The organism is Roseovarius sp., from assembly GCF_018066915.1.
Classification (GTDB): Bacteria; Pseudomonadota; Alphaproteobacteria; order Rhodobacterales; family Rhodobacteraceae; genus Roseovarius.
In genome coordinates this window covers 1-13,664 of the sequence record NZ_JAGPVV010000167.1, presented here as the reverse complement: position 1 = coordinate 13,664, position 13,664 = coordinate 1, and the positions used below count along the sequence as shown (strand labels likewise).

At 64.8% G+C, this 13,664-nt stretch carries 13 protein-coding genes; 10 read left to right on the top strand and 3 right to left on the bottom strand.

From position 1 onward, the window contains the following. The 7 genes from KBT70_RS09125 to KBT70_RS09095 all read left to right on the top strand — a co-directional run. A partial coding sequence (locus tag KBT70_RS09125) for an FAD binding domain-containing protein (protein ID WP_296631667.1) occupies positions 1-740 on the top strand: 740 nt, incomplete at its 5' end. 12 nt (positions 741-752) lie between these two features. Continuing rightward, a complete protein-coding gene (locus KBT70_RS09120; RefSeq protein WP_296631664.1) occupies positions 753-1,247 on the top strand; it encodes a (2Fe-2S)-binding protein in 495 nt (164 codons plus the stop codon). Continuing rightward, positions 1,244-3,661, top strand: a complete 2,418-nt coding sequence (locus tag KBT70_RS09115) for an aerobic carbon-monoxide dehydrogenase large subunit (RefSeq protein ID WP_296631661.1) — start codon at positions 1,244-1,246, stop codon at positions 3,659-3,661. The genes KBT70_RS09120 and KBT70_RS09115 overlap by 4 nt, the downstream gene beginning before the upstream one ends. 74 nt (positions 3,662-3,735) lie before the next feature. Next, positions 3,736-4,614, top strand: a complete 879-nt coding sequence (locus KBT70_RS09110; RefSeq protein ID WP_296631656.1) for a MoxR family ATPase — start codon at positions 3,736-3,738, stop codon at positions 4,612-4,614. After that, the gene (locus KBT70_RS09105; RefSeq protein ID WP_296631654.1) at positions 4,611-5,792 is read left to right on the top strand and encodes a VWA domain-containing protein; all 1,182 of its coding nucleotides are present in this window, start codon (positions 4,611-4,613) and stop codon (positions 5,790-5,792) included. Before KBT70_RS09110 ends, KBT70_RS09105 begins: the two co-directional genes overlap by 4 nt. Continuing rightward, positions 5,789-6,556 (top strand): XdhC family protein, encoded by a 768-nt coding sequence (locus KBT70_RS09100; RefSeq protein ID WP_296631651.1) that lies wholly within the window; start codon positions 5,789-5,791, stop codon positions 6,554-6,556. The genes KBT70_RS09105 and KBT70_RS09100 overlap by 4 nt, the downstream gene beginning before the upstream one ends. A gap of 29 nt (positions 6,557-6,585) precedes the next feature. After that, positions 6,586-7,035, top strand: coding sequence for a carbon monoxide dehydrogenase subunit G (locus tag KBT70_RS09095; RefSeq protein ID WP_296631647.1), 450 nt, complete (start codon positions 6,586-6,588; stop codon positions 7,033-7,035). Here KBT70_RS09095 and KBT70_RS09090 read toward each other — a convergent pair. Next, on the bottom strand, positions 7,032-7,454 hold the full coding sequence (locus tag KBT70_RS09090) for a heme-binding protein (protein ID WP_296631644.1): 423 nt from the start codon (positions 7,452-7,454) through the stop codon (positions 7,032-7,034). The genes KBT70_RS09095 and KBT70_RS09090 overlap by 4 nt on opposite strands. An 11-nt stretch (positions 7,455-7,465) precedes the next feature. Further along, positions 7,466-9,592: a malate synthase G gene (locus KBT70_RS09085; protein ID WP_296631642.1), complete on the bottom strand. Its 2,127-nt coding sequence runs from the start codon at positions 9,590-9,592 to the stop codon at positions 7,466-7,468. Positions 9,593-9,704: 112 nt separating this feature from the next. On the opposite strand from KBT70_RS09085, the gene KBT70_RS09080 reads away from it, so the two are divergent. Next, positions 9,705-10,484, top strand: a complete 780-nt coding sequence (locus tag KBT70_RS09080) for an IclR family transcriptional regulator (RefSeq protein WP_296631639.1) — start codon at positions 9,705-9,707, stop codon at positions 10,482-10,484. A 5-nt stretch (positions 10,485-10,489) separates the two neighbouring features. Here KBT70_RS09080 and xseA read toward each other — a convergent pair whose 3' ends face one another. After that, on the bottom strand, positions 10,490-11,983 hold the full coding sequence (xseA, locus tag KBT70_RS09075) for an exodeoxyribonuclease VII large subunit (RefSeq protein ID WP_296631636.1): 1,494 nt from the start codon (positions 11,981-11,983) through the stop codon (positions 10,490-10,492). A gap of 81 nt (positions 11,984-12,064) precedes the next feature. Between xseA and purD the strand changes: the two genes are divergently transcribed. Together purD and KBT70_RS09065 are read left to right on the top strand one after the other, a co-directional pair. Further along, positions 12,065-13,330 carry a phosphoribosylamine--glycine ligase gene (gene purD / locus KBT70_RS09070; protein ID WP_296631632.1) on the top strand — a complete coding sequence of 422 codons (1,266 nt, stop codon included), beginning with the start codon at positions 12,065-12,067 and terminating at the stop codon, positions 13,328-13,330. After that, positions 13,327-13,664 (top strand): GNAT family N-acetyltransferase (locus tag KBT70_RS09065; protein ID WP_296631629.1); only part of this gene is annotated, 338 nt, incomplete at its 3' end. The genes purD and KBT70_RS09065, both read left to right, overlap by 4 nt.

The following is a 13,664-nucleotide window of genomic DNA, read 5'->3' as shown; positions in this document are numbered from 1 at the left end:
CGATGATGAAGCTACGCATGGCCGAGGTGCCGCATCTCATCGACTTGCAAGCGATCGAGGCCCTGCGCGGAATCACAATCGACGGCCACCGCATCACGCTTGGGGCCATGGTCACGCAAGCAGACCTGATCGCCCATGCTGGTCTTGCTACCCACGCCCCCCTCCTGCGCGAGGCGGCGCTTCAGATCGCCGACCCGCAGGTGCGCGCCATGGGCACGGTCGGCGGCAACGTCGCCAATGGCGATCCCGGCAACGACATGCCCGGCCTCATGCAATGCCTCGATGCCACCTTCCACGTCACCGGCCCCGAGGGCAGCCGCACCATCCCCGCACGGGAGTTTTACGAGAGCGCCTATCTCACCGCCCGTGAGGATGACGAAATCCTGACGGCCGTCAGCTTTGACGCGCCCACCGGCGGGCAGGCCTATGAGAAACAAAAACGCAAGATCGGCGATTACGCCACCGCCGCCGCAGCCGTGATCGTGACCCGAGAGGGGGATCGTTGCACCGCCGCTTCCATCGCCATGACCAACCTGTCGGACACGCCCATCTGGGCCGAAGCGGCAGGCAAGGCCCTTATCGGAACCTCCTGCAACGAGGATGCCGTTATCGCCGCAATCACCGCAATGCAGGCCGCCATCGACCCGTCAGAGGACAATCGCGGCCCGGTCGAATTCAAACGCCACACGGCAGGCATCATTCTGGCCCGCGCCATCGCCCGCGCCTGGTCGCGCGCCTGAGGAATAGAACCCATGTCCAAGAAAATGCAGATCACCCTCACCGTGAATGGTACCCGGCATGAAATCCTTGCCGAACCACGCGAACTTCTGATCCATGTCCTGCGCGAGCGCCTCAATATCACCGGGCCCCACATTGGCTGCGAAACCTCGCATTGCGGCGCCTGCACCGTGATCATGGGTGAGCGGTCGATCAAATCCTGCACCGTCTTTGCGGCACAGGCCGATGGGGCCACCATCACCACCATCGAAGGGCTGGGCACGCCCGACGCGCTCCACCCGCTGCAAGAGGCGTTCCGCGAGCATCACGGGCTGCAATGCGGCTTTTGCACGCCGGGCATGATCACGCGCGCGGCGCAACTCCTCAAAGAAAACCCCGACCCGACCGAGGAAGAGGTGCGCTTCGGCATGGCCGGAAATCTCTGCCGCTGCACCGGCTATCAGAACATCGTCAAATCCGTGCTTGCCGCCGCTGCCACGATAAATTCCGCCAAGGAGGCCGCAGAATGAACGACCTGACGCCAGACCGCGACGACCGCACCGCCAAACTCAAGGGCATCGGCTGCGCCCGCAAGCGCGTCGAGGATGCGCGCTTTACCCAAGGCAAGGGCAACTATGTCGATGACATCAAGCTGCCCGGCATGCTCTTTGGCGATTTCGTGCGCTCGCCCTATGCCCATGCCCGCGTCACCTCTATCGACACCTCCGCCGCCATGGCCCTTGACGGCGTGGTGGCTGTGCTGACCGCCAAGGACCTAGAACCGCTCGGCCTGCATTGGATGCCCACGCTCGCGGGCGACAAACAGATGGTGCTGGCCGATGGCAAGGTGCTCTTTCAAGGGCAAGAGGTGGCCTTTGTCGTCGCCCGTGACCGCTATGTCGCCGCCGATGCCGTGGAACTGGTCGAGGTGGAGTATGAAGAGCTTCCCGTCATCACCGACCCCTTCGTGTCACTCAACTCCGACACCGTGCTGCGCGAGGATCTCGCCCTCGGTGCCGACGGCGCGCATGGCCCCCGCCGCCATCCCAACCACATCTTTCTCTGGGAACAGGGCGACAAATCCGCCACGGAAGAGGTCATCGCATCGGCTGACGTGGTGGCCGAGGAAATGATCTATTACCACCGCACCCACCCCTGCCCACTGGAAACCTGCGGCTGCGTCGCCTCCATGGACAAGGTCAACGGCAAGCTGACGGTCTACGGCACCTTTCAGGCGCCGCATGTGGTGCGCACCGTGGCCTCTCTGCTGTCGGGGATCGACGAACACAACATCCGCGTGGTGTCGCCCGACATCGGCGGCGGCTTTGGCAACAAGGTCGGCGTCTATCCCGGCTATGTCTGTTCCATCGTCGCCTCTATCGTCACCGGCGTGCCGGTGAAATGGGTCGAGGATCGGATGGAAAACCTGATGGCCACCGCCTTTGCCCGCGACTACTGGATGAAGGGCAAGATTGCCGCCAGCAAAGAGGGCAAGATCACCGGCCTCTGGTGCCATGTCACAGCCGATCACGGCGCGTTCGACGCCTGCGCCGATCCCACCAAATTTCCGGCCGGGTTCTTTCACATCTGCACTGGCAGCTATGACATCCCCGTGGCCTACGTGGGCGTCGATGGCGTCTATACCAACAAGGCCCCCGGCGGCGTTGCCTATCGCTGCTCCTTCCGCGTGACCGAGGCCGCGTATTTCATCGAACGCATGATCGAAATACTGGCGATTGAGTTGGGCATGGATGCCGCAGAGCTGCGGCGCATCAACTTCATCCGTGCCGACCAATTCCCCTATCACTCGGCACTTGGCTGGGAATACGACTCTGGCGATTATCACACCGCCTGGGACAAGGCGCTCAAGGCCGTGGATTACGCCGGGCTGCGCGCGGAACAGGCCGAACGGATAGAGGCCTTCAAACGCGGCGAAACCCGCAAGCTGATCGGCATTGGCCTCACGCATTTCACCGAAATCGTCGGCGCAGGTCCGGTCAAGAATTGCGACATCCTAGGGATGGGAATGTTCGACAGTTGCGAGATTCGCATCCACCCCACCGGATCGGCCATCGCCCGCCTTGGCACCATCTCTCAGGGCCAAGGCCACGCCACCACCTTCGCCCAGATCCTCGCCACCGAAATCGGCATCCCGGCGGACAAGATCACGGTGGAAGAGGGCGACACCGACACCGCCCCCTACGGCCTTGGCACCTATGGCAGCCGCTCAACCCCCGTGGCAGGGGCAGCCACCGCGCTTGCCGGTCGCAAAATCCGCGCCAAGGCGCAGATGATCGCGGCCTATCTCCTGGAAGTTCATGACGATGACGTCGAATTCGACATCGACCGCTTTTCCGTCAAGGGCGCGCCGGAACGGTTCAAGACCATGGCAGAGATCGCCTATGCCGCCTACAATCAGGCGATCCCGGGCATCGAGCCGGGGCTGGAGGCGGTCAGCTACTATGATCCGCCCAACATGACCTATCCCTTTGGGGCCTATATCTGCGTGATGGAAATTGACGTGGACACCGGCGAGACGCAAATTCGCCAGTTCTACGCCCTCGACGATTGCGGCACCCGCATCAACCCGATGGTGATCGAAGGCCAGGTGCACGGCGGCCTGACAGAGGCGCTCGCCATCGCCATGGGGCAGGAAATTGCCTATGACGAGATGGGTAACGTCAAAACCGGCACGCTGATGGATTTCTTCATCCCGACCGCGTGGGAGACGCCGCATTACACCACCGATCACACCGAAACCCCCTCACCGCATCACCCCATCGGGGCCAAGGGCGTGGGTGAGAGCCCGAATGTCGGCGGTGTCCCGGCGTTTTCAAACGCGGTGCATGACGCGCTGCGCCCCTTTGGCCTGCGCCACACCCATATGCCGCATGATCACTGGCGGATCTGGCGCGCCGCGCATGAGCTTGGGCTGCATGGCTGAGGGCAGACGGGGGGCGCTGCCCCCCCCCCCGAACCCCCCGGAGTATTTCAGGAACAATGAAAGAGCGGGACAGCATGGCGGACTGGCGCGATCTGCAACAGGGCATGGCGGAGCATGGCTATATTGCGGGCGATGATCTGGTCATGGCCCTGCATATCGCGCTGTCGCTGGGGCGGCCTCTCCTGCTCGAAGGGGCAGCAGGCGTGGGCAAGACCGAAGTGGCGCGGGTGCTCGCGGCGTTGAAGGGCGCGCGCCTGATCCGGCTGCAATGCTACGAGGGGCTCGACGCGGCCCAAGCCATTTACGAATGGAATTATCCGCGTCAACTCCTCGCCATCCGCGCCGCCGCCGAAGGGGGCGAGACAGGCGCGGGCGTCGAGGCGCGGATCTTCTCGGATGAATATCTGCTGGAACGGCCCCTGTTGCAGGCAATAAGGCAGGCAGAATCGCCGGTTCTGCTGATCGACGAGATCGACCGCGCCGACGAGGAATTCGAGGCCTATCTCCTTGAAATCCTGTCCGAGTTCCAGATCACCATTCCCGAGATGGGCACGATCAAAGCCACCGCACACCCCATGGTGATCCTCACCGCCAATGGCACCCGCGACCTTTCGGACGCGCTGCGCAGGCGCTGCATTTATGCCCATGTCGATTACCCGGACCGCGCCGCAGAGCTTGCAATATTGCAAAGTCGCTGCCCCCAGATCGACCAGTACCTCACCCGCCAGATCGTCAGCTTTGTGCAGGCAATCCGCCGCGAGGATCTGGAGAAAACCCCCGGCATCGCCGAGACGCTCGATTTCGCCGCTGCCCTTGCAGGCCTCGGCATCAACGACCTGACCCATGATCCGGTGATCCTGCAAGCCGCCCTTGCGACCCTGCTCAAGACCCAAACTGACCGCGCCAACATCACCACCGAAGTGGCGCAGCGCCTCGCTGGGCAGGCGGCATGAGCCGCGTCACCCGCTTTGCCGCGCGTGATCCGGGGCCCTCCGCGCGCGTGGCTGGCTTCATCTCGCATCTGCGCGACAACGGCTTGCGTTTGGGCGTGGGCGAGACGGAAACAGCCCTTCGGGCCCTCACCCATATCAACGCGGCCAATCCCGACGAAACACGCCGCGCGCTCAAATCGGTCTGCGCCAGCACCGCCGATGACGTGGCCCAGTTCGACGCGCTCTTTGACAGCTATTGGCTGAACTCGGGCCGCGTGCGCGAGAAATTCTCCCCCAGCGACCGAAGCGGCAACGCGCATAGCCGCAACAGCCGCGATGCAAACGGCGAAAACAGCACCGCGCGCGGCCAAATCCACGCCCCCGACGAGGACGCAGGCGCATCCTATGGCGACGGCACCGGCACGCTCATCGCCAGCCGCACCGCGAGCCTGATGCACCACGACATGCGCAAACTGGTCAGCCCGCAGGACATTGCAGCGGCTGAATCCATCGCCCGTCGCCTCGCACAAAGCCTCGCCTACCGCCGGTCACGCCGCCGCCGCGCCGCCCGCCGAGGCGATCAACTGCACTTTCGCCGCCTCATCCGCGCCAGCCTCTCGACCGGGGGCGAGCCGCTGACGCTCCCACGCAAGAAACGCCCCGACCGGCAAATGCGGATCGTCGCCCTCTGCGATGTCTCCGGCTCGATGACGATCTATGCGCGTGTGTTCCTTGCCTTTCTCACCGGCCTTATCCGTGCCGATGACGCGACCGACGCGTGGCTCTTTCACACCCGCCTTGTCCGCATCTCGGACGCGCTGCGCGACCCTGATCCGCTCCGCGCCCTCAATCGCCTGTCGCTCTTGGCAGATGGCTTTGGCGGCGGGTCCAAGATTGGCGCATCACTCGCGCAATTCGCCCGTGGCCCCGCGCGGCATTGCGTCAATTCCCGCTCGGTGGTGGTGATTCTCTCGGATGGATATGACACCGATCCGCCCGAGGCGCTGACCGATGCCCTCACCCGCCTGCGCAAACGGGGGGGCCGCATCATCTGGCTCAATCCCTTGAAAGGTTGGAAGGATTACGCCCCCGTGACCGCAGCTATGGCCGCCGCCCTACCGCATCTCGACCTCTTCGCAGCAGCCACGACGCTCAATGATCTGGCGTCCCTTGCCCCGCAACTGGAGCGCCTGACATGATCCCCGACGCGCACGAGAACGCCACCCGTCGCCTTGCCTCTGCCCGCACCCCCTATGCCATTGCCACGGTGATCCGCACCGTCGGGGCCACCGCCGCCAAACCCGGCGCGCGGGCGTTGATTCTCGCGGATGGCACCATCACCGAGGGCTGGATCGGCGGCGGTTGCGTGCGGGGCGCGGTGTCCCGCGCCGCCCAGAGCGCCATCGCCGAGGGCGCACCGCGCCTGATTTCCATCCAGCCAGAAGAAGATCTGGTGGCGCAGGGCCTCAGCCCCGGTCAGCGCCACGAGGGCCGCGACATCGCCCGCAACGGCTGCCCCAGCAAGGGCGCGATGGAGATTTTCGTGGAACCTGTCCTGCCCCGTCCCGAACTCGTCATCCTTGGCGCCTCACCCGTGGCCTTGGCGCTTGCCACCCTCGCGCAGACCTTCGGCTTTGACATCACCACACCGGATGCCATGCCCGATTCTGGCCCCCTGCCTGCGGCCAACCACGCCCGTATGGTGGTCATCGCCACGCAAGGGGTGGGCGATCTTGACGCCCTGCGCACGGCGCTGGCCTCTGAGGCCGACTATATCGGTTTTGTCGCCAGCCGCCGAAAATTCGCCACCCTTGCCGCGCGGCTTGAGGCCACGCCAGAGGCGCTCGCACGCATAAACGCACCCGCAGGCCTTGCGATCAATGCTGTCACGCCCGAGGAAATCGCGCTCTCGATCCTCGCGCAGACCGTCCAGCACCGCCGCCAAGGCCAGCGCCAGACCTGAGATTTCCCCTATTTGTCAAGGAGCCCCAAATGGACCTCGCCGATGAAATCACGCTCAATGCGCCCAAATCCCGCGTCTATGCCGCGCTCAATGATCCCGAAATCCTGCGCCAGAGCATTCCGGGCTGCGAGGAACTGATCAAACATTCCGATACCGAATTAGAGGCGCGCGTCGTGCTCAAGATCGGCCCGGTCAAGGCGCGCTTTACCGGCACGGTCACGCTCGACACCTCCGGCGCGCCGGATGCCTTTTCACTGACGGGTCAGGGCAATGGCGGTGCTGCAGGCCATGCCAAGGGCGGCGCGGATGTGACTCTGACCGAAGAGGAGGGCGTCACCACCCTGCGCTACACCGCCCGCGCCGAAATTGGCGGCAAGCTCGCACAATTGGGCAGCCGCCTCATCCAGAGCACGGCAAAGAAGCTCGCCGCGCAGTTCTTTGCCAATTTTCAGGAGGTGGTCGCCCCGGCAGAGGTTTAGAGCTTCTCCAGAAACGCGGCGATCCCGGCCTCTGCGACCTCGCGATCCTGCATCGGCGTGCCCGAACTCACGCCGATGCCGCCTACAACCTCGCCATCCACCAGCACCGGTAGGCCACCGCCCACCACCATCAGCCGCCCGCCAATGGCCGAGGCGATGCCGTAAACCGGCTTGCCCGGTTGGCTCACCTCGCCATATTCATGCGTCGCCTTCTTGGCACCCGCAGCGGTAAACGCCTTGTCGATGGCGATGGTGATCGACGTGACCTTGCCGCCATCCATCCGCTCGAACGCCACCAGATTGCCGCCCTCGTCGGTGATGGCGATGCACATCGGCACGCCCATCTCGGCGGCCTTGGCGCGCGCGCCTGCCAGCAATACCCCGGCGTCCGCCAGATCGAGCCGTTTCACTGTCATCATGGCCTTGCCCCTTATGCCGCCTTGACCCCACGCCGCGCCGCATGCAAGAGCGGCTCGGTATAGCCCGAGGGCTGCTTGGCCCCCTCAAAAATCAGATCCCGCGCCGCCTTGAACGCCGCCCCGTCGAAATCGGGCGCCATCGGGCGATAGGCCGGATCATGCGCGTTCTGCGCATCCACCTTGGGGGCCATCCGCCGCAACGAGGCGTCGATCTCTTCGGCCGAGCATATGCCATGGATCAGCCAGTTGGCCAGATATTGCGACGAAATCCGCAGCGTTGCGCGATCTTCCATCAGCGCCACATCATTGATGTCCGGCACCTTGGAACAGCCGATGCCCTGATCGACCCAACGGACGACATAGCCCAGGATCGACTGACAGGAATTGTCCAACTCGCGCCGCACTTCCTCGCCCGACAGGTTCCGCCCCACCATCAGCGGCGGCGTCAAGAGATCGGCGCGCGATGCACGGTCCCGCCCCTTCAGCGCCTCTTGCAGCCCGGCCACATTGACCTGATGGTAATGCGTGGCATGCAGCGTCGCCGCCGTGGGTGAAGGCACCCAAGCGGTATTCGCCCCAGCCTTGGGATGCGCGATCTTGACCTCCAGCATATCCGCCATGGCATCGGGCTTGGCCCACATGCCCTTGCCGATCTGCCCGCGCCCCGTCATGCCCGCCGCCAGACCCGCATCGACATTCCCGGCCTCATAAGCCGCGAGCCAGATGGCCTTTTGCATCTCGCCCTTGGGAATGACAGGCCCCGCCTGCATCGAGGTATGAATTTCATCGCCTGTGCGATCAAGGAATCCGGTGTTGATGAACACGCAGCGATCCTTGACCGCCTTGATGCAGGCCATAAGGTTGGCAGAGGTGCGCCGTTCTTCGTCCATCACGCCCAGCTTGACGGTGTTTTGCGGTAGGCCCAGCACCTCTTCGACCCGCCCATAGAGCGTATCGACAAAGGCGCATTCCTCTGGCCCATGCAGCTTGGGGATCACAACATAGACCGATCCCGCCCGCGAATTGCCCTCTGCACCGCGCGCCAGATCATGCATTGCCGCCGCGACGGTCACAGCCGCATCGAGCATCACCTCGGGTGTCTCCTTGCCATCAAGCAGCACCGCATCGGTGGTCATCAAGAGCCCCACGTTGCGCACCAGCATCAGCGCGCGACCGGGATGCACCACCTCAGCACCTTGCGGATCGACATAACGAACATCGGGATGAAGCCGCCGCGTCAAAAGCCGCCCGCCCTTCTCGAACCGCTCTTCCAGATCACCACGCATGAGACCCAGCCAATTGCGGTAGACCACGCATTTGTCGTCGGCATCCACCGCCGCAACCGAATCCTCGCAATCCTGTATAGCGGTCAGCGCGCTCTCGATCCGCACGTCCGAAATCCCAGCCGGATCATCGCGACCAATGGCCGAGGTGCGGTCAATCACGATCTCGATCAACAGCCCGTTGACCCGCAGCATCACGTTGCCGCCCGCCGTGTGGCCCGCAAATTGCCCCGCATCTGCCAACCCCGTGACTTGGCCTGCCACAGTCACGCGCAACCCACCGTCGATGTCCAACGCTTCGACATCCGCCCAAGAGCCAGCCGCCAAGGGGGCCACCTTGTCCAGATGCGCCCGCGCCCAGGCGATCACCTGACGGCCCCGCGCCGCGTCATAGCCCGGCCCCGCTGCACGCCCCGCAATCGCATCCGTGCCGTAGAGCGCATCATAGAGACTGCCCCAGCGTGCATTGGCCGCATTGAGCGCAAAGCGCGCATTCATCACCGGCACCACGAGTTGCGGCCCCGCCACCTGCGCAATCTCGGCATCGACATTCTGCGTGCCCAGATCGAACACCTCGGGCTCCGGCACCAGATAGCCGATCTCGGTCAGGAAGTCGCGATACGCCGCGCCGTCAAACTGCTGCCCGCGCCGCGCCCGGTGCCAGCCATCAATCTGCACCTGCAATTCCCGCCGCTTGGCCAAAAGGGCCGCGTTCCTAGGGGCCAGATCGCGCAACAGCGCGGCATAGCCGGACCAGAACTGATCTGCGCTCAGCCCAAGCAGCACCTCATCCTCGATCAAACGGGCCAGCGGTGCGGCCACGCTCAGGCCGTGACGGTCAACATAGGTGGTCATGAGTATCGCTCCAGTATTTCAGGAAATCATCGGGTTTTGCAGCTACTTCAGCGCTGCGGCACTTGTAAGAACGGGAAAAATGTTTTCCATTGTATGGAAAGGTATACCGAACATGTCCGACCCTCAATCCCAAGGCGTCCAGTCTGTCGCCCGCGCTCTGCGCCTCTTGCACCTGCTCAGCCAGCAGGATGAAGGCGCACGCGTGTCAGACCTTGCGCGGCTGGCCGGTCTTGCGGTCTCGACCACGCACCGCCTGCTGACCACGCTGGAGTTGCAGCATTTCGCCCAGTTCGATTCGGAACGCGCGCTCTGGCATGTGGGGCGCGGGGCATTCTCGGTGGGCACCGCCTTTGCCCGGCGGCATAATTTCGTGACCCCCGCGCTGCCACTCCTGCGCCATTTGCGTGATGTCACCCGCGAAACCGCCAATCTCGGGATTCTCGATCAGGACGAGCTTGTGACGCTCTCACAGGTCGAAAGCCGCGAGATCATGCGCGCCATCTCGCCCCCCGGCGGGCGCGTGCCCGCCTTTTGCTCTGGCATGGGCAAGGCGATTCTCGCCACCTGGCCTGATGCCGATATTGCAGACTTCGTGGCGCGCACCGGATTTCATCCGATGACCAAACGCTCGCACCGGAGTCTGACCACGGCGATGGTCGATATCAAACGCATCCGCAAGCAGGGTTATGCCTTGGATGACGAGGAACACGTGACCGGCCTGCGCTGTCTCGCCGCTGTGGTCTGGTCGCCGCAGGCCGAGGCGGTTTGCGCCATCTCGGTCTCGGGTCTGGCCGCGCGCCTGCCCGATGCCCGGCTCGAAACCGTCGGACGGCAGGTGGCCGAGGCGGCAGCGGACCTGACCCAGCGCATCGGCGGGCAAAAACCAGACTGACCTCCTCAGAAGAGGGTCCCTTGCCCCTCTGGCGGCGTCTTGGGCTTGACTTTGGTCGCAGGCACCGCAGGCCCGGCCCCCGACAAATCGAGCATCCCATCGGCAAACTCGATCACCAATGCTGCGGCCCCCGCCGCCGCCGCCCGCGTGGTCACAACCGCCCCATCGCCGCGCACCACCGCGTAACCGCGCTTGAGCGTGGCCTTGTATCCCAGTGTCTCGCGCAGCCGGTCCAATGCCGCCAGCCGATCCTGCCAGCCTTGCACCTGACGCCCCGCCGCATCCGAGAACCGCGCCGAAACCCGGTCCAGATCGCGCCGCTTCTGCGCAATATCGCGGTTCAGCGCATGCACATTGAGCCGCGCTGCCGTCGCCTGCAACCGCCGCCGATCCCCCTCGACCGCACGCCGCAAGAGCGCCGGGCGCAACGCCCCCGCTGTCTCCGACAGGTGCACGCGGCGCACCTGCACCGAGCGGATCAGCGCCGCAGGCAGGCGCTCGCCCAACGCATCCAGCCGTTGCCGTGGCGCGTCAAGCAACACCTCCGCCCGTGGCAAGGCCCGCGCCAGATCGCGCAACCGCTGACCGCGCAAACTCACCCCTTGGCTCAGCGCATGGCTCAGCCGCGCGCCCTGCCCCTCGACCCAGGCAAGTAAGTCCATCCGCACCGGCACCGCCAGTTCCGCCGCCGCCGTGGGCGTGGGCGCCCGTTTGTCCGAGGCGTAATCAATCAGCGTCGTGTCGGTCTCATGGCCCACCGCGGAAATCAGCGGAATCGCACTCTCCGCCGCCGCCCGCACCACGATTTCCTCGTTGAAGCCCCAGAGATCCTCGACCGATCCACCACCGCGCGCCACGATGATCAGATCCGGGCGCGGCAGCGCGCCACCGGGCGTCATCGCATTGAACCCCCGGATCGCCCGCGCTACTTCGCCTGCGCATTTGTCGCCCTGCACCGCCACCGGCCAAATCAGCACCTTGCGCGGAAACCGATCCCTGAGCCGGTGCAGGATATCCCGGATCACCGCGCCCGAGGGCGAGGTCACAACCCCGATAATCTCCGGCAGATAGGGCAGCGCCTGCTTGCGCTCGGGCGCAAACAGCCCCTCCGCCACCAGCGCCGCCTTGCGCTTTTCCAGCATCGCCATCAGCGCGCCCATGCCCGCCGGTTTCATATCCTCGATGATGATCTGATAGCGCGATTGACCGGGAAAGGTGGTCAGCCGCCCCGTGGCCACCACCTCCATCCCCTCTTCAGGCTGCACCGCCAATCGCGTCGCCACCCCCTTCCAGATGATCCCCGCCAGAACCGCAGAATCGTCCTTGAGGTCCAGATAGATATGCCCCGACCGGGGCCGCGAGATGCGCCCCAATTCGCCGCGCACACGCACATGGGAAAACTCGCCCTCGATCATCCGCTTGATCGCCCCCGAAAGGTCCGAGACAGAAAATTCCGGGGCATTGCCCCCCTCTTCGGGATCGTCGATCAGATCGGACATGCGCGCGCCCCTCCTGCCTTGTGTCTGGCTGCCCACCACCTTAGAACGCTCGCCAACCGAGGCCAAGCAGGAGTTGCCGCCATGAACATTCTCATCCTTGGATCGGGCGGGCGGGAACACGCGCTCGCATGGGCCGTGCTGCAAAACCCCAAATGTGACCGGCTGATCGTGGCCCCCGGCAATGCGGGCATCGCCGAAATCGCCGAATGTGCGGCGCTCGACATCCTCGACGGCGGGGCCATCGCGGGCTTTTGCGAGGCCGAGGCGATTGATTTCGTGATCATCGGCCCCGAGGCCCCGCTTGCCGCAGGCGTGGCCGACCGCCTGCGCGACGCCGGATTGCTGGTCTTTGGCCCCTCCGCCGCTGCCGCGCGGCTTGAGGCCTCCAAGAGCTTTACCAAAGCCATCTGCGACGCCGCAAACGCGCCCACCGCCGCCTATGCCCATTTCACCGACCTTGCCGCCGCCCGCGCCTATGTCGAGGCCCAAGGGGCCCCCATCGTGGTCAAGGCCGATGGTCTGGCCGCCGGCAAAGGCGTGATCGTCGCCATGACCCTGCCCGAGGCCCTCGCCGCCCTTGACGACATGTTCAGCGGCGAGTTTGGCGCAGCGGGCGCAGAGGTTGTGATCGAGGAATTCATGGACGGAGAAGAGGCCAGCTTTTTCGTCCTCTGCGACGGCGAAACCGCCCTGCCCATCGGCACAGCGCAGGACCACAAGCGCGTGGGCGAGGGCGACACCGGCCCCAATACCGGCGGCATGGGGGCCTATTCCCCTGCTCCGGTGATGACCGACGCCGTGACCCAACAGGCGCTCGATCAGATCGTCCGCCCCACCTTGGCCGAGATGGCGCGGCGCGGCACGCCCTATCAAGGCGTGCTCTTTGTCGGGCTTATGATCAAGGACGGCGCAGCCCGACTTGTCGAATACAACTGCCGCTTTGGCGATCCCGAATGTCAGGTTCTGATGATGCGCTTGGGCGCGCAGGCGCTCGACCTGATGCTCGCCACGTCCGAAGGGCGGTTGGGCGATATTTCCGTCACTTGGGCCGAGGATTACGCCCTGACGGTCGTTCTGGCCGCGCAGGGCTATCCCGGAGATTACGAAAAAGGCAGCGTGATCAAAGGGCTGGAGGCGTGCCCCGAGGACAGCTTTCACATGGTCTTTCACGCAGGCACCACCCGCGCCGATGGGCAGATCACCGCGACGGGGGGCCGCGTTCTGGCCGCCACGGCCCGTGGCACCACCTTGCAAGAGGCCGCAGACCGCGCCTATGCCATGGTCGACCGCATCGACTGGCCCGAGGGCTTTTGCCGCCGCGACATCGGCTGGCGCGCGCTGAAATGACCCTCGACAGGGCCCCGATCCGGGTCCATCCCGACAGCGGGCAGGCCGAGGCGATCCTTGATCTGATCCGCCGCTGCTTTGCGCAGATGGAGGGGCGGATTGATCCGCCCTCCTCTATGCACCGTCTGACCGTGGAAACCATCGACCAGCACTGCCGCGATGGCGAGGTTTGGATCATCGGCACCCTGCCCGTGGCCTGCGTTTTCCTGACCCCAAAATCCGATTGCCTCTATCTGGGCAAACTTGCAGTCGATGACGCCTGGCGTGGGCAAGGGCTGGCCGCGCGGCTGGTAGACCTTGCCATGGACCGCGCCCGCGCCCATGGCCTCAACGC

What these genes read in the sequence shown, in the direction of transcription:
- KBT70_RS09085 (WP_296631642.1), bottom strand. Translation starts at nt 9,592, where the DNA reads ATGACCACCTATGTTGACCGTCACGGCCTGAGCGTGGCCGCACCGCTG.
- KBT70_RS09120 (WP_296631664.1), top strand. Translation starts at nt 753, where the DNA reads ATGTCCAAGAAAATGCAGATCACCCTCACCGTGAATGGTACCCGGCAT.
- xseA (WP_296631636.1), bottom strand. Translation starts at nt 11,983, where the DNA reads ATGTCCGATCTGATCGACGATCCCGAAGAGGGGGGCAATGCCCCGGAA.
- KBT70_RS09100 (WP_296631651.1), top strand. Translation starts at nt 5,789, where the DNA reads ATGATCCCCGACGCGCACGAGAACGCCACCCGTCGCCTTGCCTCTGCC.
- KBT70_RS09105 (WP_296631654.1), top strand. Translation starts at nt 4,611, where the DNA reads ATGAGCCGCGTCACCCGCTTTGCCGCGCGTGATCCGGGGCCCTCCGCG.
- KBT70_RS09080 (WP_296631639.1), top strand. Translation starts at nt 9,705, where the DNA reads ATGTCCGACCCTCAATCCCAAGGCGTCCAGTCTGTCGCCCGCGCTCTG.
- KBT70_RS09110 (WP_296631656.1), top strand. Translation starts at nt 3,736, where the DNA reads ATGGCGGACTGGCGCGATCTGCAACAGGGCATGGCGGAGCATGGCTAT.
- KBT70_RS09115 (WP_296631661.1), top strand. Translation starts at nt 1,244, where the DNA reads ATGAACGACCTGACGCCAGACCGCGACGACCGCACCGCCAAACTCAAG.
- KBT70_RS09095 (WP_296631647.1), top strand. Translation starts at nt 6,586, where the DNA reads ATGGACCTCGCCGATGAAATCACGCTCAATGCGCCCAAATCCCGCGTC.
- KBT70_RS09090 (WP_296631644.1), bottom strand. Translation starts at nt 7,454, where the DNA reads ATGATGACAGTGAAACGGCTCGATCTGGCGGACGCCGGGGTATTGCTG.
- purD (WP_296631632.1), top strand. Translation starts at nt 12,065, where the DNA reads ATGAACATTCTCATCCTTGGATCGGGCGGGCGGGAACACGCGCTCGCA.